This window comes from Bacillus sp. FSL W8-0645, assembly GCF_038007905.1.
GTDB classification, from domain to species: domain Bacteria; phylum Bacillota; class Bacilli; order Bacillales; family Bacillaceae; genus Bacillus; species Bacillus pumilus.
In genome coordinates, this window is the sequence record NZ_JBBOYC010000001.1 from 3,791,660 (window position 1) to 3,808,883 (window position 17,224).

Here is a 17,224-nt window from a genome sequence, read left to right on the forward strand (position 1 = left end):
TACTGAAATTAAGAAATATTTAAACAAAAAGACACCAGTAAAATGTGCAATTTTACTGGTGTCTGATCAGTCTATGATTATGGACGGTACACGCTGCGGACAACGTTCGTTTGTGAACGATCTGGTCCAACTGAGAAAATGGAAAGTGGAATACCTGTTAATTGTGAAATGCGCTCTAAATAGTGGCGGGCATTTTCAGGCAGTTCGCTTAAATTCTTCACGCCTGTAATATCCTCTGTCCATCCTGGCATTTCTTCGTAGACAGGTTCACATTTCGCTAGTTCCTTTAGACTTGCTGGGAATTCTTCTGTGATTTCTCCGTTCAATTTATAAGCGACACAGATTTTCAATTTCTCAATCCCTGTCAATACATCAATTGAGTTAAGAGATAGATCAGTAATTCCGCTCACACGGCGAGCATGACGGACAACAACACTGTCAAACCAGCCAACACGGCGCGGGCGTCCAGTTGTTGTACCGTATTCACGGCCAACCTCACGGATTTGATCACCAATTTCATCATGGAGTTCTGTCGGGAATGGGCCATCTCCAACACGTGTTGTGTACGCTTTTGACACGCCGACCACATGTTGAATTTTCGTCGGTCCTACACCAGAACCAATCGTCACTCCTCCAGCCACTGGGTTAGATGACGTAACAAATGGATATGTCCCTTGATCGATATCAAGCATCACACCTTGTGCTCCTTCAAATAGCACGCGGCGGCCTTCATCTAGTGCGTCATTCAAGACAACAGATGTGTCCACGACATATTTTTTCACTTGCTGGCCATATTCATAATACTCGTCTAAAATATCTTCAATCTTGAAGCCTTCTGCGTCGTACATTTTCTCTAAAAGACGATTTTTCTCTTCTAGGTTACGTGCAAGCTTCTCTTCAAATACTTCACGATCTAATAGATCTGCGACACGGATACCGATACGAGCTGCTTTGTCCATATAAGCTGGTCCGATTCCTTTTTTCGTCGTACCGATCTTGTTAGCCCCTTTCCGCTCTTCTTCTACCTCGTCCAATTTTAAATGGTAAGGCAAAATCACATGGGCTCTATTGCTGATTCTGAGGTTATCTGTACTCACATTCCGTTCGTGAAGATACGCAAGCTCAGTGACCAACGCTTTAGGATCAACCACCATTCCATTACCGATGACACAAGTTTTTTCTTTATAAAAAATACCGGACGGAATGAGGTGTAGCTTGTAAGTCACTCCATCAAATTTGATCGTGTGACCTGCATTGTTTCCCCCTTGATAACGGGCAATCACCTCTGCATTTTCTGAAAGGAAATCGGTAATTTTCCCTTTCCCTTCGTCACCCCACTGCGTACCTACTACGACTACTGAAGACATATCGTGCACCTCCGTTAACCTTTCAAAACGTTATCTCTTTCAAACACATTTATTTTATCAATGCAAAACGAAAAAGTCAACGCGAAATCCGAACAATAATATCTCGAAATCAGATTTTGTTCGTTTTAATTATGGGAAAAAGCGCTTTAATCACTTCTTCTGCGCTTAAAAAGGGAGATTTTGAGTAAAAACAACGATTTTGATTATTCTTACTTTCTATTGATTTTCAATTAAATGAATCATCGAGCTTGCCATAAAATCAGGTGAGTACGGTCTCCCTGTCCTCAGCCACCATTCAGCTGTTCCAACGTAAGCCGAAATGACGAATTGCTTCTGCATGTCGATAGGAACGAGATGCGGATCAGGTTTTGAGCCTGCGACCCCCTTTACCCCCAAAGAAAAGCTTTCTTCAAAAAAAGCACGAACCGTTTCATGAATATTGAGCTCTCGTCCTCGTTTCAAGAGAATTTGATACTCCTCTTCGTGTTCTTGCAAATGCTGATAAAATCGAAAAATATATACATATGCTGCATGTTCTTTTTCCAAATCATCTTCTTGTACAGGCGCAAAAATGGCACACTTCATCACATCAAACATCTCATCCATCACCTGCTGGGCAAGATCAAATTTATCCTCATAATGCTGATAAAAGGTCGTGCGGTGAATGCCCGCCACTTTCGTCAAATCCTGTACAGAAATCTTCCCCCATTCTTTCTCGCTTAATAACTGAAATAATGCTTTTCTTAATTGCTGCTTTGATTCCGTTGCGCGCTTATCCTCTCTGTAGCAGTCCGCCACAAGCCGCTCTCCCCTTCCTATTTTCTTCAACAGATTTCGCTTTTCTGTTGGTTGAATCCTCCAGGCTGATGAATTAACTTTAATCTAACACAATGAAAAAAAGGAAGCATCTGACAACCTATAAGGAGTGATGATCATGGAAACAACGACCCCAAGTGCCGTGCAAAAAACGTTATTAAGAGGGAAAAACAAGCAGGACCCGTATCACCCATTTGATTGGTATGCCAACATGCGCCAGACATCACCTGTTCATTTTGACGAAGCCAGCCGAACGTGGAGTGTATTCACCTACGAGGAAGCAAAACGTGTGACAATCGATAAAGATACCTTTTCGAGTCAGCCTCCTAAAAACCAGCGGAAGCATTCACTGATGAAAACAATGGTGATGATGGACCCTCCCAATCACACTCGTATCCGCTCCATTGTCAGCAAAGCCTTTACTCCTCGAGTCATGAAATTGTGGGAGCCTCGTATTCAAGAATTGATGGATGAACTCATGGCACAACTTGAAGGAAAAAAAGAGATTGACCTAGTGCAAGACATCTCTTATCCGCTTCCTGTCATTGTCATTGCAGAGCTTTTAGGTGTGCCGTCAGAGCATAAACAATCCTTTAAAGAATGGTCAGATATTCTCGTCAGCATGCCTAAAAGTGAAAATGAGGAGGATGTAGCTGAATGGCAGAAAACACGTGACAAAGGAGAAGCTGACATGATGGCGTTTTTTGCAGACACCATTGAAAAGAAACGTCACAACCTCGGTGATGATTTGATTTCCCTCATTATTCAAGCGGAGGAGAATGGAGACAAACTGTCAGCGGATGAACTAATACCATTCTGTAATCTTCTTCTTTTAGCCGGCAACGAAACAACCACCAACTTGATCTCCAATATGATCTTCAGCTTGTTAGAACAGCCGGGTGCGTATGAAGCGCTCTCCCAATCACCTGAACTCATCCCATGTGCGGTGGAAGAGGCCGTCCGTTTTCGTGCACCAGCTCCTACGATCGTCCGTTATGTCACAAAAGATACAGAGCTTGGAGGGGAAGTGTTGAAAAAGGGGGACAATGTGATTGTGTTTCTTGCTTCTGCCAACCGAGATGAGCGTCAATTTTCAAGCGCACATGAATACGATATACACCGCCACCCTAACCCTCATATTGGTTTCGGGCACGGCATCCATTTCTGTCTTGGCGCACCACTGGCACGTCTTGAAGCATGTACAGCTATAAAGATTTTAATCGAACGATATGAGGCGTTAGAGCTCCTTTCTTACGTTCCGATGACAAGCAGCAGCATGTATGGACTGAAAGAGCTGAAACTGCGTGTCACGCCTCGTTCATAACAGAAAAGACTCCCGGGCAAGGGAGTCTTTTTTTAAACGGGGGTGATTCCATCTGTGTTCATGAGCACAATGCGATACCCATCTGGATCTTCAATGATTGCTCCTCCCCGTTCCCAATATGGATTTGTAGAGGTGACTTGCCGTCCGCCAAATGAGATCAACCTCTCTTTCATTTGCTGAAATTCCTCAGCATCTGGAATATAGAACACAAGAAGTTGTTCTGGATGCGGAGCGGGCAGGCTTTCTTCTTCTTCATGCTTCGTGATTTCTAAATGAACATGCTGATGAGGAAGTCCTAGCATGACACCATCATATCCTTCATGCTGATCAAAAGAACCTATTCGTTTAAGCCCTAAGCCTTCTTCATAAAAGGACACAACCTCTTCCATGTTGACGGTTGGGCGTGCGATGCGTAATTGAGCGGCTTCGAACTGTTGGAATTTCATCAGTCATCACTCCTTTTCTTCTTTTAGTATACGATTTCTCTTTCTTTCTCTCCTCCTCATTTCGATCGTTTTTCAATCATTCTTTCGATGTAGATCCATCAAAAAAAGCCCAGCTTCTTGAGCTGGGCTTTAAGCACCGGGCGGAACACCCGCATCGTCAAATCTTCTTTCCAGGTTGACGAATTTGTTATATTCTTTGACGAACGCCAGTGATACTGTACCAACTGGGCCGTTACGCTGTTTGGCAATGATGATTTCAATAATGTTCTTATTCTCTGATTCTTTGTCGTAGTAATCATCACGATAAAGGAATGCCACGATATCGGCATCCTGCTCGATACTTCCTGATTCACGGATATCAGACATCATCGGACGTTTGTCCTGACGCTGCTCTACTCCACGTGAAAGCTGAGACAAAGCAATAACTGGAACTTCAAGCTCCCTTGCCAGTGATTTTAATGCCCTAGAGATTTCAGAAACCTCTTGCTGACGGTTATCGCTTGATCGTCCGCTCCCTTGAATGAGCTGTAAATAGTCAATCAGGATCATGCCAAGACCGTTTTCTTGCTTCAAACGGCGGCATTTCGAGCGAATTTCACTTACTCTGATTCCAGGTGTATCGTCAATGAAAATCCCACTATTTGATAGCGAGCCCATCGCCATTGTCAGCTTGCCCCAGTCCTCTTCTGTCAGGTTACCGGTTCTTAGGTTCTGTGCATTGATATTCCCCTCTGCACAAAGCATACGCATGACGAGCTGCTCAGCCCCCATCTCTAAACTAAAGATGGCGACACTTTCGTCCGTTTTGGTCGCAACATTTTGTGCGATGTTCAATGCGAAAGCCGTTTTCCCTACTGATGGACGAGCCGCTACAATAATTAAGTCATTTCGCTGGAATCCAGCTGTCATCCGGTCAAGCTCGGAGAAACCTGTTGGAATCCCTGTGATATCGCCTTTGCGGTTATGAAGCTGTTCAATATTATCATATGTCTGAACAAGAACGTCCTTAATGTTTTGGAAGGCTCCTGAGTTTTTACGCTGCGCCACTTCCATAATGGTCTTTTCAGCATCACTCAACAGATCCTCTACTTCATCCTCACGCGTGTATCCATCCTGTGCAATGGTTGTCGCCGTACGGATCAGACGTCTTAAAATTGATTTCTCTTCTACAATTTTTGCATAGTATTCAATGTTTGCGGCAGTTGGGACAGAGTTCGCAATATCGGTTAAATACGAAATCCCGCCTACCTCTTCTAGTAAATCTGTATTGGCCAGTTCAGAAGTCACCGTAACAAGATCGACCGGTTCCCCTCTATCACCAAGTACAAGCATCGCATTGTATATCTTTTGATGCGACATTCTATAGAAATCCTCTGGAATTAATACTTCAGAAGCGAGCGTGAGCGCAGATGGTTCTAAAAAAACAGCACCTAATACGGCCTGCTCGGCTTCTATATTTTGCGGCGGCAGCCGGTCATCGAGAAGTTCCGTCATGCCAAGCACCGTCCTTTCATAAAAAAATACGCTACTCATCATTTTAACATTTTCATCAATAAAAAAGTGAAAAACATCGACTATAGTCAAAATTACCATGAGGATGATTGATTGAACAGTGCCTTTAAATATATAGGGAGAAGGATTGAAAACGAAAGGCATGAATGCGGACGTAACAAAAGAGACAAGGCGTATTGCGCCTTGTCTCTTTATGGATGTTTAGCTGACCTTTAATTCAAACGATTAGAACCCGTCTGTGACATCATATTCGTAACGAATATCGGCTTTGACATTGCTCATAGTAGATCTCGCTGTAGCTTTTGCGTTGTACTTAAAGCTCCATTTTTGAGCCACTCTTAATTGATTTTCCAGAGAAATACGGTAAGAACCACTTGTTGCAGATGAAAACACGGATTCGTTCCAAATCTTGTTTTCATCACCCATCAGCTTGTGAGTAACATTGCCTTGGTTAGGCGATTGGGTACTAGTTGTTGAAATGGATTTAACGATTGCATTTATAGGGATAGAAGAATTGCTCGTTAAATCCATTGTAATGACAGAAGAATCAACACCTGAAAAATTCAAAGAAGTATTCCCCAAGTTGGTAGCGGCCCCCGTAAAGTTGAATGTCCCATTTCCAGATTTAATTCGATCTTGAATAGAGACAGTAAAATACATATTCCCTGTATATGTACCACGGGTCACTTTTACAAAATAAGTTTCTGAAGTAGAAGTAACGTCATCAGTATTTGCAAAAATAAAGGGCGTTACTGAATCAGGGTTAATAACTTTGACCCCTGTATCAGAAGATCTTGAATTATATACGTCTATTTCCATCCCTGTATATTGCTTATTATACGAACTTCTTACATAAACCCTTTCACCTTTATTGATCGTGAACTGATAATACGCTTCATTTTCACCTTCAGGTAAGATTGTCGTATCTGAACGACTGTATTTCCAATACCCCATTGAACTTGCTGTGCCGGGACTGTTATTACCTGTAATAGCTGCTTCTGCTGAATTTGGCGCAATAAAACTGAAAAAAAGAACAAACAACAATACTGGCAATAAAAAAGATTTAAAGATATTTTTTGTCATATTTTGGACCCCCTTGTAATAATTACTATATCGGATCAAAACTAACAAATTTTAACTTTAATGCCGATATATTTAATAATCACTATTTTTTGAAAAGGAGAATCAAAATGAATATTAATACGTCATACACGGCAGGTGCTTCAAACAATCAGAACCGACTAGACTCTAAAGGTCAATCAGCTATTAAAAGTACAAATGAGGTGATGACCGAATCTGATAGACGAATGAAAATATTAGATGAGAAATACGAAAAAATAAATGAACAAAATAAACGATTCAAAGACCCTCATGGTCATATATTTGATAAGTATCGAAATAAACACTCTCCTTATTTCAGAAGTGATCTAACTAAAACTGAAAGAGAATCTGCTTACAAAATGGAAATAAGTTGGGCAAACACTGGAAAAGGAGGGTATTATAGTTTTAATGACGCCATCTTCCGGAATGAAAAACGATACGATCCTACCCAAGAAAGTGTCGAAAAGAAAATACTCAATCGTCAAAAAGTGAATGAACAATTACAAGATTTATTCTCTAAAAACGGTATAACCATTCCTGAAAACACAAATTTAACTTTTACCATTGACCCAAATCATTTCAAATTAGTGGTGGGTGGATCAACAGATGAATCGCTGGTCAAACAAATAGAAGACTTATTGAATACAACCAATAATACAAGAGAACTATTTTTCCATATTATGAAAAGTAGAAATGAAGATTCTACTCAATTCACGCCGGATTCTCTTGCCAAGTTCCATCTTGTCAATCAAATCAAAACGGTGACAGGCTACAATTTAAAAGATTTAAGCATTGTAAACGGTCAATTTGTCACGGATAAGGGAATAAATATTTTTGATATATACAAAGAAGAACTCCTGAAAAATCCATACACAGCAGAAAATGCACGCATTGCTGCTTCACATTATGGTGCACAGCTATTTGATCTAGCCAAAAACGGGTTTGATTCTATTCCTGATTTGGTATTATCTATTGGCTATCAAAATGATTCTTTATATGATATTGGACAAAAAGTGAATTACGGAGTATCAAAGTGAAGATAAATACATCAAACACAACAGCTGTTCTAAACAATCAGAACCTTATGGACTTTAATAGACATTCAGCCATTAAAAGTACAAATGAGGTGATGACCGAAGCTGATAGACGAATGAAAATATTAGATGAAAAATATCAAAAAATAAATGAACAAAATAAACGATTCAAAGACCCTCATGGCCATATATTTGATAAATATCGAAATAAACATTCTCCTTATTTCAGAAGTGATCTAACCAAACCAGAAAGAGAAGCGGCTTACTCTATTGAAATTGGATGGGCTAATAATGGAACAGGAGGACATTATAATTCAAATGATGCCGCCTTTCGTCATGAAAAACGGTACGATCCTACGCAAGAAAGTGTAGAAAAGAAAATACTCAATCGCCAAAAGGTAAACGAACAACTGCAAGCTTTATTTTCTACCAATGGTTTAAACATTCCCAAAAACACGAATTTAACTTTTACCATTGACCCAAATCATTTCAAATTAGTGGTGGGTGGATCAACAGATGAATCGCTGACCAAACAAATAGAAGACTTATTGAATACAACCAATAATACAAGAGAACTATTTTTCCATATTATGAAAAGTAGAAATGACGATTCTACTCAATTCACGCCGGATTCTCTTGCCAAGTTCCATCTTGTCAATCAAATCAAAACGGTGACAGGCTACAATTTAAAAGATTTAAGCATTGTAAACGGTCAATTTGTCACGGATAAGGGAACAAATATTTTTGATATATACAAAGAAGAACTCCTGAAAAATCCATACACAGCAGAAAATGCACGCATTGCTGCTTCACATTATGGTGCACAGCTATTTGATCTAGCCAAAAACGGGTTTGATTCTATTCCTGATTTGGTATTATCTATTGGTTATCAAAATGGTTCTTTATATGATATTGGTTGAAGTGAAGAAGGATTCCTACAACAAAACTAGAACTTCCTAGAAGGATTAAATTAATTGTTGGTTTGATAGTTGTGATTTGAGGAGGGATTATTTGTTATTTGTGGGAATTGCCATTCTCATTGTGCTTTTCATATCAAGTACCATGGTTGAGAAAAGTTTAAACAGAATTGAAAAACAAAATGAACTCATCATAGAGCTGCTAAAAGAAAAGAGTTTTAAAAACTGATTCTCACCGGTGACCTTTTTAGAAAAGATAAGAAGCAGACCTTTGCTGTCTGCTTCTTTGTCATTCCATCTAATCCGTAACAATCATAAAGTCCACTTGAAATAACCCTTTCTGTACATCCACAGTGTGTTGTGAAAAAATCTATTAGAACGATCCCCTTATATGATATATTGGAACCTATAGATTGAAAGAGAAGGGATTTGCACATGAAACCTTTACAAATCTCAGCCGACACAGCACAAAAACTTGCAGCATCACTCAATGTACCCATTGAACAAATCATGCATATGCCGCAGCATATCTTAATCGCTAAACTAGCAGAGCTTGAACAGAAGAAAGATCGTTCTTCTTAAAGAAATAAAGGAGTTTACATTCATGGAAAAACAACTAGAACAATCAACATTACAATCTCGCAGTAAAGGACAAACCATCCTGCTGATTGCTGGGATTTTACTTATTGCATTTAACCTGCGGCCTGCCATTACGTCCGTCGGCCCTCTCATCGGCGCCATTCGTTCCGATTTGCAGCTTTCAAATGGACTTGCAGGTTTTCTCACGACATTACCACTGCTCTCATTCGCATTACTTTCTCCAATTGCACCTAAAATCGGAAAACGTCTTGGCAATGAACGAACCCTTTGGCTTGGGCTTGCTGTCCTTCTATTTGGGATTGTGATTCGTTCGTTTGGCACGATCACCTTCTTAATGGCGGGAACCGCGCTTGTCGGTGTCGGAATTGCGATATGTAATGTGCTCTTACCGGGGCTTGTGAAGCATAAATTTCCTGCACATGCAGGTTTGATGACAAGTGTATATACGACCTCGATGTCCGTCTTTGCGGCACTTGCTTCAGGTGTCAGTGTTCCGCTCAGTCATACGATGCCTGGCGGCTGGAATACATCATTCCTCGTATGGGCTGGCCTTGCACTTCTCGCGATGATGGTCTGGGCGCCGCAGCTTCTTCATCAGAACACAGCATCCGTCAAAAGCATTTCGCTCACAGAGCAGCCGATATGGCGTTCACGTGTCGCATGGCAGGTGACCTTTTTTATGGGCTTGCAGTCATTCCTTTTCTATAGCAGCATCGCCTGGTTTCCTGATATTTTAACATCACATGGAATGAACCTGTCGACAGCCGGCTGGATGCTGTCCATTATGCAGTTTGCTGGGCTGCCATCCACCTTTTTAACGCCTGTTTTTGCAGAAAAATTAAAAACACAAAGACCGCTTGTCTTGAGCCTTGTCCTTGTGTATTTACTTGGCATGATCGGGCTTCTTCTCGGAGGATCGACGCCTATTCTTGTGATCTCTGTTTTATTGATCGGCATTGGACAAGGTGCCAGCATCAGTCTGGCGCTCACTTTTATCGGATTACGGACGACCAATATGGAGCAAGCCGCTGCCCTTTCCGGAATGGCGCAGTCTCTCGGTTATTTATTAGCCGCCGTTGGTCCTTTCATGGTCGGTATCCTTTTTGATCTCACACATACATGGACGCCATCCATTATCATCTTTATTATCATCCTATTTTTCATGTTTATATCCGGTATGCGAGCCGGACGAAGCGTCTATATTTCAGATCCATCATAAAAAAAGAACCCGCCTCCTCATGAGACGGGTTCTTTTCGGTTTATGCTTGTTCTGTCACATGAACCTTTAACGTTACCTGTACCTCTGGATGAAGCTTCACCGGTACATTTGTGTATCCTAATGCACGGATGGCGTCATTCAGCTCGATTTTGCGCTTATCGACTTTGATTTGATGATCTTTTTGCAATTTATCAGCGATTTGTTTGCTTGTAATTGATCCAAACAGACGGCCGCCTTCACCTGATTTTGCTGTTAGTTCTACTGTTAGCGCCTCAAGTGTTTCTTTTAGTTGTTTCGCTTGTTCAAGCTCTTGGATGGCATTCTTTTTCTCTTTGTTCTTCTGCCCTTCCAATGCGCTTAGGTTCGTTGGGTTTGCTTCAACTGCTAACCCTTGTTTGATGAGAAAGTTGTGAGCATATCCGTCAGCTACATTCTTGACTTCGCCTTTTTTCCCTTTGCCTTTTACGTCTTTTAGAAAGATGACTTTCATCTTTGAACCCCTCCTTCGAAATATTCATCAATGGCAGCTTTTAACTGCTCTACCGCTTCTTCAATGGTTATACCATACATTTGGGTTGCAGCGTTAGTTAAATGACCGCCGCCATCTAACGCTTCCATGATAATTTGGACGTTGATATCTCCTAATGATCTCGCACTAATGCACACCGTGTTGTCATCTCGTCTAGCGACAGCAAATGACGCTTCTACCTCACTCATTGACAACAGGGAATCTGCCGTCTGGGCAATCGTGATTTGATCATAATACTCCGAGCTGTCTGACGGTAATGAAGCAATCGCCACCTGATTTTGATACAGATCTGTATGCTGAATGAGCTTTGCCCGTTTGATGTAATGATCGACGGTCTCTTTTAGGAATTTTTGCACAAGGACAGGATCTGCCCCCTTTGCACGAAGATAGGATGCTGCATCAAACGTTCTTGATCCCGTTCTCAGCGAGAAACTCTTCGTATCAACAATGATCCCTGCGAGAAGCGCAGTAGCTTCAATCATGTTAATGCGCAATTTCTTCGGCTGATACTCTAAAAGCTCTGTCACAAGCTCTGCTGTTGATGAAGCATACGGCTCCATATAGACAAGTAATGGGTCACGGATAAACTCCTCGCCGCGTCTATGATGGTCAATGACCACGACATTTTCAATTTTATTGAGTAGTCGTTCTTCCATGACGAGAGACGGTTTATGTGTATCCACGACCACAAGCAGCGTGTCATCCTTTGCAAGCTCCATGGCTTCCTCTGGCGTGATAAAACGTGACCAAAGATCTTCATAATTCTTAATTTCACTAATCAAACGTTGAACACTGTCCCCAATCTGGTTGGCATCAATGACAATATAGCCTTCTTTCCCATTAGCCTGGGCGACCTTTAAAATCCCAATGGATGCACCGATTGAGTCCATGTCTGGGAACTTATGCCCCATGATCATGACATTTCCGCTTTCAGAAACAATTTCTTTTAAAGCATGAGAAATGACTCGTGCGCGTACACGTGTCCGTTTCTCCATTGGATTCGTTTTCCCGCCGTAGAATTTCACTTTTCCATTCGGCTGCTTAATGGCTACCTGATCGCCGCCTCGTCCGAGGGCAAGATCAAGACTCGACTGCGCAAGTGCCCCAAGCTCTTTTAAAGAAGGTACGGATGCACCGATCCCCATACTCAGGGTAAGCGTCGCACTATGCGCTCCTGTTTTCTCACGGACCTCGTCTAGAATAGAGAATTTCGACGCTTCCAGCTCTGCTAAAATGCTTTCATTTAGAACCGCCATAAATCGTTCGGACGAAATTCGCTTCAGGAAAATGCCATATTCCTGTGCCCAATTGTTTAACAGAGACGTCACTTCACTATTAATGGTGCTGCGCACCTGATCGTCAAGGCCCTGCGTGACATCATCGTAATTGTCTAAAAAGATATAAGATAACACCGTTCGTTCATTTTCGTACTGTCTTTCAATCTGTACCTGTTCTGTGACATCAAAGAAATATAAAAGGCGCTCTGACCGTTTAATAATGACTTTGAATTTCCGGTCATTCAGCGTCACATTTTCTGTCTCGACCTCTTGTTTAATAAGAGGCACAACGGACTCGAATGTATCATACAAGGATCTGCCGACAAGCGTGCTTTCATGAAAACACGAAGCGAGAAATGGATTTGTCCATTCGATATAATACTGGTCATTAAACAGCATAATACCAATTGGCATTTCCATTAATGCTTCTTCTCCAACCTTTTTGACTCGATAGGATAATGTTGAAATATATGAATCAATCTCTTTTTGCACTTGCGTATCTGCCCACTTTAAGAAGTAGAGCACACCTGCAAGGACTAAAAGACCAACCGCTCCTATGATCCAATTATAATAAAGGTTGAGGAGGACTGTGACCACCGCAAGGACAATCAAAGCGATGATCGGATACTTGATGACAGGTTTTCTATAGAAGCTTGGCACTGATATCAACTCCTCAACATTCAGAGTGAATTATTTGTTTTTTACTTTTTCTCTTAAATCAAAGCCTATGTCAGCAATCCCTATAATACGCACAATCACACCGATTGGCGGATAGAGAACCCCTAACACGATAGCGAAAACGGGCACCGCTTTTGAGATGCTTTTTTCGTGGCAATAATAGAAGATAAAAGAAAATCCCTGAATAAGCACCAGTATAAATAAAATTTGAAACGCACTCGTTTGAACGAGCGATAAAAAGCTGCCTTTTTCTGTCTGAATCAGCATCAAAAGCATTGTGAGTAAATAATACCATACCATGCTTTTTGGCAGCCGCATATCCTTAAATTTCTTCAAAACCGGCATGTCTTTGACAAACCGTTTGATCAGAGGCTTCACAAACCAGTGGTTCACGAACGCCGTCAGCGTAACTAACATCAACAGCGCGACAGGCAAAGCACTCAATGCGGCATCCTTCATCTCTCTGAACTGCTTCAGCTGCTTCGCAATGTCCTGCTCAGAAGCGCCGGATTGCTTTAAGGCACTCTCTAACATTGGAATCATTTGCTCAATCGACTCTTTCGCGACACTCATAATATCGACTTGAAAAAGCTGAACACTGACAACAAAGGAGATAAGGAAACTGAATAGATAGATCAGCGCACCTGCAATGATGGCATTTCCAGGCTGTCTTCTGCTATAGAAAACACCCATGCCTAATCCGACAGCAATCAGAATTGGCGCCGTCATGAGTCCATTAATAGATCCAATTAAAAAGCTGATCACTATCCCAATAGCGCCAGCAGCAATTCCTTTTTTCAAGCCGTGCCTGATTGTATAGAGGATGATCGGAATCGGAGCAGCTAGAAAGAAAATAATGGATAATAGCGGCACATACAAATAAAACAGCGTCATGACAGAAAAAATACTGATCATGATAGCGCCCTCTACTAACGCTTTAGTTTGTTTCACACCTTCACCTCTATCCAATCCTTTTACTATATCTTGCTCAATGTATCCTTCTATGTATACGTACGATGTAAGCTACACCATGTCTTACCCCAACCTTTATTTTACCATAGCGGTAAATCGCAAGTAAAATGCAGGCTATCTTAGGAGCGTTTCACGTGGAACACTGATATCGATTCGTACATGCAACTTTTCAAACAGCATGTTACAATTTTTTAGATTATTCTTAGCTATAAACCCTGAATTCAAGGTCAAAAGCTGTTAGAATAGAAACATCATCAATAAATGTAAGAAGGAGAATTCACATGGGAAAAACACTCGTATTCGGACACAAAAACCCTGACACAGACACGATTTGCTCTGCTATCGCTTACGCTGATCTAAAAAACAAAATCGGCGTCGAAGCAGAAGCGGTCAGACTTGGAGAAATCAATGGAGAAACACAATTCGCATTAGATTTCTTTAAACAAGAAGCACCTCGTTTCATTGAAACGGCTGCAAACGAAACAAAGCAAGTCATTCTTGTCGATCATAACGAATTCCAACAAAGTGTAAGCGATATTGATCAAGTACAAGTGACTGAGGTCATTGACCATCACCGTATTGCCAACTTTGAAACAAGTGAACCTCTATACTATCGCGCTGAGCCTGTTGGCTGTACAGCAACAATCTTAAACAAAATGTACAAAGAGAACCAAGTGAAGATTGAAAAAGAAATCGCTGGTTTGCTTTTATCTGCAATCATTTCTGATTCCTTGCTATTCAAATCACCAACATGCACACAACAAGACATTGATGCTGCGCATGAGCTAGCTGAAATTGCAGGAGTAGATCCAGAAGTTTACGGCCTAGACATGCTAAAAGCTGGCGCTGACCTAAGCCAAAAAACGGTTCAAGAACTAATTACAATTGATGCAAAAGAATTCGCACTAGGCAATAGCAAAGTGGAAATTGCGCAAGTCAATACAGTAGATATCGCAGAAGTTACAGCAAGACAGGCTGATATTGAAGCGAAAATCAATGAAGTCATCGCAGCGAAAGGTCTTGATCTATTCGTTCTAGTGATCACAGACATCCTAGAAAATGACTCTCTTGCACTTGCACTCGGTGCCGAAGCTGCAAAAGTAGAAAAAGCATTTAACGTCACACTTGAAAACAACACCGCTTTACTAAAAGGTGTTGTATCAAGAAAGAAACAAGTCGTACCTGCACTGACAGACGCACTTTCTTCATAAACACAACAAGACTGCTGACATGTTCAGCAGTCTTTTTTCTTCTTTTAATGAATGTACATATCGCTGACAAGAATATCCTTTAACACACTTGTTGGAATCGTGAATTCAACTACACCCATGTAACCAGGCGCCACATCATATTCATTAAAGGAAATCACCAGTTTGCCTTTTGAATTGATATAGAAGCTTTGATCTGGCTGAATCTTCTTAAACGGATCAACCGTATCTTGCTTGGTAATCCAGTAAATCTTATTTGAATCCTCTTTCATCTGTTTCTTCATTTGCTCTTTAATATTTTCACTAATCACATCAATATAACGGTCATCTTTAAACAGGCTTGGTAATGTAATGAGTACATGATTTTTCTTATCCACCGTATCATACGTCATTTCCTCTGCCGCAGACGCCTGAGTGGTCACCTTGTATCGACCTAGTGAGAGAATTTGGTCATTGTTTGTTCTCACTTCATATCCGCTCTCAACACTTAAATGACCATTTTTATATCCCTTTGTTTCCTTTTCAAAATCTTGATACAGCTTTTTGTTTTCAGCTAAATATTTTTGATTCAGGCTGTCTTGTAATTTTCCGTCCCCAAGCCCTGAAACGTGTGGTGTTTTAAGGTCAATATTCGTTCCTTGATCGCTCTTTTTAAATTCTGTGAATGTCACGACTTTCACCAGCTCGCCAATGACAGGTATCTCCGAAATAGCTCTTGCCGCCTGTGGACTGACATTAACAGTCGTGACAAATAGAGCAGCCGCAGCAACAAGTCCGATCGTCCATTGCTGAAAATGAGGTTTTTTGTTTTTTCGTTTTAATGTCCGTTCAACCATAGCATCATATTCCGGTGGAATGGGGATTTCTAAATATTCCTCTTTTAACTGTTCTAAATACTTATCCATTTATATTTCCTCCTGCGATAATTCTACTTTTAAAAGCCGCAACGCCTTATATAATCTTGTTTTAATGGTGTTTTCATTTTCATCGAGAATGTGGGCGATGTCCTCTAGTTTTAAATCTTCAAAGAATCTCAAGATAATGATGCCCCGGTAGATTTCGGGCAAATCCTCTATGGCTCTTCTGACATCTTGATCCTCATATACATCTGATTCACCCTGTGATAAGAATTCAAGCGTATCATCGTCTGTCACTTGCACCCGCTTCTTCTTTCGTAAAAAGTCTAGGGCTGCGTTCACCACGATTTTATAAAACCAGCTATGCATCTTGGTCGCATCCTCTAATCGGTGAACAGATTTGAGTGCTTTATGAATCGCCTCTTGAACGACATCCATCGAATCTTCTGGGTTTTTGACATAACTATAGGATAATCGATAAAAACTGTGTTTATGCTCCATTACGTAATCAGCAAATTGATCCTCAATTTTTCGTTTCTTCATTTTACAAAGAGCTCCTTTATCTTAAATGCGCATCGGTTATTTCTTACAATGGATAGACGCGCACCTTTTGAAAATAGTTTGCGCTCGATTATTTTTTAACATGTCATTCCATTTCCGTTTCTATACAAAAAGAGCGAACCAGACAGGTTCACTCTTTCAAAGCGGATATTGTTTGATGGACAAACTGTTTAAGTGGAGAAAGCGGATGAATGATCGGAACGCCTGTCTCCTCTTTCATCTGCTGTGCCGCATGAACCATTGATAGTTGCATCACGCAAATGTCTCCACTTTTTTTCATACATCTTCTGAGCTGCTTTTTGATTAGCTCCTCATAATCCTGCATATCACCATTTAGGCAAAGGTGAAAGACATCCTCCATCACCATAACCTCTGCATCAATCTGTTTGCCGTACTCTTTTGCATATGACTCAAGCCGCTTCATTGTCCCTTCCACTGTATTCGGGTTTGAAAACACAAGTTGAAGAGGCCCTTTTTTCTGACAAATCAGTTCAAATAACGGTTCATCAATCGGAACAATCGGTTGCTTAAAGAGATGCTGCTGATCACCCAAAGCGGCAATATATTGTGTGCACGTGAGCAGAATGATGTCGGCTTCATCTTCTTTCATCAATTTGTTGATGGCATAGGTTTGCTGCTTGTGAGGATTAAAATCGGGATCTTTTGTGGCACGTTCTATAAATGATGAATCGACCGTGTGATGCAACTCAATATCTGTATCACCAAACACGTCCTCTATATAGGACTGATTAGACGGATGGGCATGAAGGCAGTGTAATCGAATCATCAGGTTCGCTCCTCGTGAA

18 protein-coding genes are annotated in these 17,224 nt (G+C 41.1%); 7 read left to right on the forward strand and 11 right to left on the reverse strand.

The genetic code is table 11. The features are described 5' to 3' along the window. Positions 1 to 77 precede the first annotated feature (77 nt). The gene (locus tag NST39_RS19615; RefSeq protein WP_113767962.1) at positions 78 to 1,367 is read right to left on the reverse strand and encodes an adenylosuccinate synthase; all 1,290 of its coding nucleotides are present in this window, start codon (positions 1,365 to 1,367) and stop codon (positions 78 to 80) included. 216 nt (positions 1,368 to 1,583) lie between these two features. Beyond that, positions 1,584 to 2,165 carry a TetR/AcrR family transcriptional regulator gene (locus NST39_RS19620; RefSeq protein WP_341029907.1) on the reverse strand — a complete coding sequence of 194 codons (582 nt, stop codon included), beginning with the start codon at positions 2,163 to 2,165 and terminating at the stop codon, positions 1,584 to 1,586. Between the two features lie 136 nt (positions 2,166 to 2,301). Here NST39_RS19620 and NST39_RS19625 point away from each other — a divergent pair, with 136 nt between their 5' ends. Further along, positions 2,302 to 3,507 carry a cytochrome P450 gene (locus NST39_RS19625; RefSeq protein ID WP_341029908.1) on the forward strand — a complete coding sequence of 402 codons (1,206 nt, stop codon included), beginning with the start codon at positions 2,302 to 2,304 and terminating at the stop codon, positions 3,505 to 3,507. 32 nt (positions 3,508 to 3,539) lie between these two features. On the opposite strand, the gene NST39_RS19630 is transcribed toward NST39_RS19625, so the two are convergent. From NST39_RS19630 to NST39_RS19640, 3 genes are all read right to left on the reverse strand, one after another. After that, positions 3,540 to 3,953 carry a VOC family protein gene (locus NST39_RS19630; protein WP_341029909.1) on the reverse strand — a complete coding sequence of 138 codons (414 nt, stop codon included), beginning with the start codon at positions 3,951 to 3,953 and terminating at the stop codon, positions 3,540 to 3,542. 129 nt (positions 3,954 to 4,082) lie between these two features. Further along, the gene (gene dnaB / locus NST39_RS19635; RefSeq protein ID WP_003214779.1) at positions 4,083 to 5,447 is read right to left on the reverse strand and encodes a replicative DNA helicase; all 1,365 of its coding nucleotides are present in this window, start codon (positions 5,445 to 5,447) and stop codon (positions 4,083 to 4,085) included. 243 nt (positions 5,448 to 5,690) lie between these two features. Beyond that, positions 5,691 to 6,548, reverse strand: a complete 858-nt coding sequence (locus NST39_RS19640; protein WP_341029910.1) for a hypothetical protein — start codon at positions 6,546 to 6,548, stop codon at positions 5,691 to 5,693. 107 nt (positions 6,549 to 6,655) lie between these two features. Between NST39_RS19640 and NST39_RS19645 the strand changes: the two genes are divergently transcribed. The 5 genes from NST39_RS19645 (at position 6,656) to NST39_RS19665 (ending at position 10,336) form a co-directional block, all read left to right on the forward strand. Further along, positions 6,656 to 7,603 carry a DUF4885 family protein gene (locus tag NST39_RS19645; protein ID WP_341029911.1) on the forward strand — a complete coding sequence of 316 codons (948 nt, stop codon included), beginning with the start codon at positions 6,656 to 6,658 and terminating at the stop codon, positions 7,601 to 7,603. Beyond that, the gene (locus tag NST39_RS19650; RefSeq protein ID WP_341029912.1) at positions 7,600 to 8,520 is read left to right on the forward strand and encodes a DUF4885 family protein; all 921 of its coding nucleotides are present in this window, start codon (positions 7,600 to 7,602) and stop codon (positions 8,518 to 8,520) included. The genes NST39_RS19645 and NST39_RS19650 overlap by 4 nt, the downstream gene beginning before the upstream one ends. Before the next feature lie 91 nt (positions 8,521 to 8,611). Beyond that, a complete protein-coding gene (locus NST39_RS19655; RefSeq protein ID WP_282062708.1) occupies positions 8,612 to 8,746 on the forward strand; it encodes a hypothetical protein in 135 nt (44 codons plus the stop codon). Positions 8,747 to 8,952: 206 nt separating this feature from the next. Further along, entirely contained in the window at positions 8,953 to 9,099 is a 147-nt protein-coding gene (locus NST39_RS19660; RefSeq protein WP_341029913.1) for a YycC family protein, read from the forward strand. Between the two features lie 22 nt (positions 9,100 to 9,121). Beyond that, entirely contained in the window at positions 9,122 to 10,336 is a 1,215-nt protein-coding gene (locus NST39_RS19665; RefSeq protein WP_065097582.1) for a CynX/NimT family MFS transporter, read from the forward strand. Positions 10,337 to 10,376: 40 nt separating this feature from the next. Here the strand turns inward: NST39_RS19665 and rplI are convergent, their stop codons facing one another. Genes rplI through NST39_RS19680 form a run of 3 tightly spaced genes read right to left on the reverse strand, consistent with a single transcriptional unit; the run spans position 10,377 to position 13,771 of the window. After that, a complete protein-coding gene (gene rplI, locus NST39_RS19670) occupies positions 10,377 to 10,826 on the reverse strand; it encodes a 50S ribosomal protein L9 (RefSeq protein WP_341029914.1) in 450 nt (149 codons plus the stop codon). Next, positions 10,823 to 12,802: a DHH family phosphoesterase gene (locus tag NST39_RS19675; RefSeq protein WP_341029915.1), complete on the reverse strand. Its 1,980-nt coding sequence runs from the start codon at positions 12,800 to 12,802 to the stop codon at positions 10,823 to 10,825. The genes rplI and NST39_RS19675 overlap by 4 nt, the downstream gene beginning before the upstream one ends. Positions 12,803 to 12,832: 30 nt before the next feature. Continuing rightward, positions 12,833 to 13,771: a YybS family protein gene (locus NST39_RS19680; protein WP_143247852.1), complete on the reverse strand. Its 939-nt coding sequence runs from the start codon at positions 13,769 to 13,771 to the stop codon at positions 12,833 to 12,835. Positions 13,772 to 14,073: 302 nt separating this feature from the next. On the opposite strand from NST39_RS19680, the gene NST39_RS19685 reads away from it, so the two are divergent. Continuing rightward, on the forward strand, positions 14,074 to 15,003 hold the full coding sequence (locus tag NST39_RS19685; protein ID WP_217012622.1) for a manganese-dependent inorganic pyrophosphatase: 930 nt from the start codon (positions 14,074 to 14,076) through the stop codon (positions 15,001 to 15,003). 44 nt (positions 15,004 to 15,047) lie between these two features. Here NST39_RS19685 and NST39_RS19690 read toward each other — a convergent pair whose 3' ends face one another. The 3 genes from NST39_RS19690 to NST39_RS19700 all read right to left on the reverse strand — a co-directional run bounded on the left by NST39_RS19690 (position 15,048) and on the right by NST39_RS19700 (position 17,205). Further along, positions 15,048 to 15,905 (reverse strand): DUF3298 and DUF4163 domain-containing protein, encoded by an 858-nt coding sequence (locus NST39_RS19690; RefSeq protein WP_003214892.1) that lies wholly within the window; start codon positions 15,903 to 15,905, stop codon positions 15,048 to 15,050. Continuing rightward, positions 15,906 to 16,400, reverse strand: coding sequence for an RNA polymerase sigma factor (locus tag NST39_RS19695; RefSeq protein WP_113767979.1), 495 nt, complete (start codon positions 16,398 to 16,400; stop codon positions 15,906 to 15,908). Positions 16,401 to 16,548: 148 nt separating this feature from the next. Further along, the gene (locus NST39_RS19700; protein WP_003214666.1) at positions 16,549 to 17,205 is read right to left on the reverse strand and encodes a hypothetical protein; all 657 of its coding nucleotides are present in this window, start codon (positions 17,203 to 17,205) and stop codon (positions 16,549 to 16,551) included. Between the last annotated feature and the right edge of the window lie 19 nt (positions 17,206 to 17,224).

Coding starts and splice junctions, on each gene's coding strand:
- NST39_RS19690 (WP_003214892.1), bottom strand. CDS start 15,905: ATGGATAAGTATTTAGAACAGTTAAAAGAGGAATATTTAGAAATCCCC.
- NST39_RS19625 (WP_341029908.1), top strand. CDS start 2,302: ATGGAAACAACGACCCCAAGTGCCGTGCAAAAAACGTTATTAAGAGGG.
- NST39_RS19630 (WP_341029909.1), bottom strand. CDS start 3,953: ATGAAATTCCAACAGTTCGAAGCCGCTCAATTACGCATCGCACGCCCA.
- rplI (WP_341029914.1), bottom strand. CDS start 10,826: ATGAAAGTCATCTTTCTAAAAGACGTAAAAGGCAAAGGGAAAAAAGGC.
- NST39_RS19645 (WP_341029911.1), top strand. CDS start 6,656: ATGAATATTAATACGTCATACACGGCAGGTGCTTCAAACAATCAGAAC.
- NST39_RS19665 (WP_065097582.1), top strand. CDS start 9,122: ATGGAAAAACAACTAGAACAATCAACATTACAATCTCGCAGTAAAGGA.
- NST39_RS19640 (WP_341029910.1), bottom strand. CDS start 6,548: ATGACAAAAAATATCTTTAAATCTTTTTTATTGCCAGTATTGTTGTTT.
- NST39_RS19685 (WP_217012622.1), top strand. CDS start 14,074: ATGGGAAAAACACTCGTATTCGGACACAAAAACCCTGACACAGACACG.
- NST39_RS19700 (WP_003214666.1), bottom strand. CDS start 17,205: ATGATTCGATTACACTGCCTTCATGCCCATCCGTCTAATCAGTCCTAT.
- NST39_RS19660 (WP_341029913.1), top strand. CDS start 8,953: ATGAAACCTTTACAAATCTCAGCCGACACAGCACAAAAACTTGCAGCA.
- dnaB (WP_003214779.1), bottom strand. CDS start 5,447: ATGACGGAACTTCTCGATGACCGGCTGCCGCCGCAAAATATAGAAGCC.
- NST39_RS19615 (WP_113767962.1), bottom strand. CDS start 1,367: ATGTCTTCAGTAGTCGTAGTAGGTACGCAGTGGGGTGACGAAGGGAAA.
- NST39_RS19695 (WP_113767979.1), bottom strand. CDS start 16,400: ATGAAGAAACGAAAAATTGAGGATCAATTTGCTGATTACGTAATGGAG.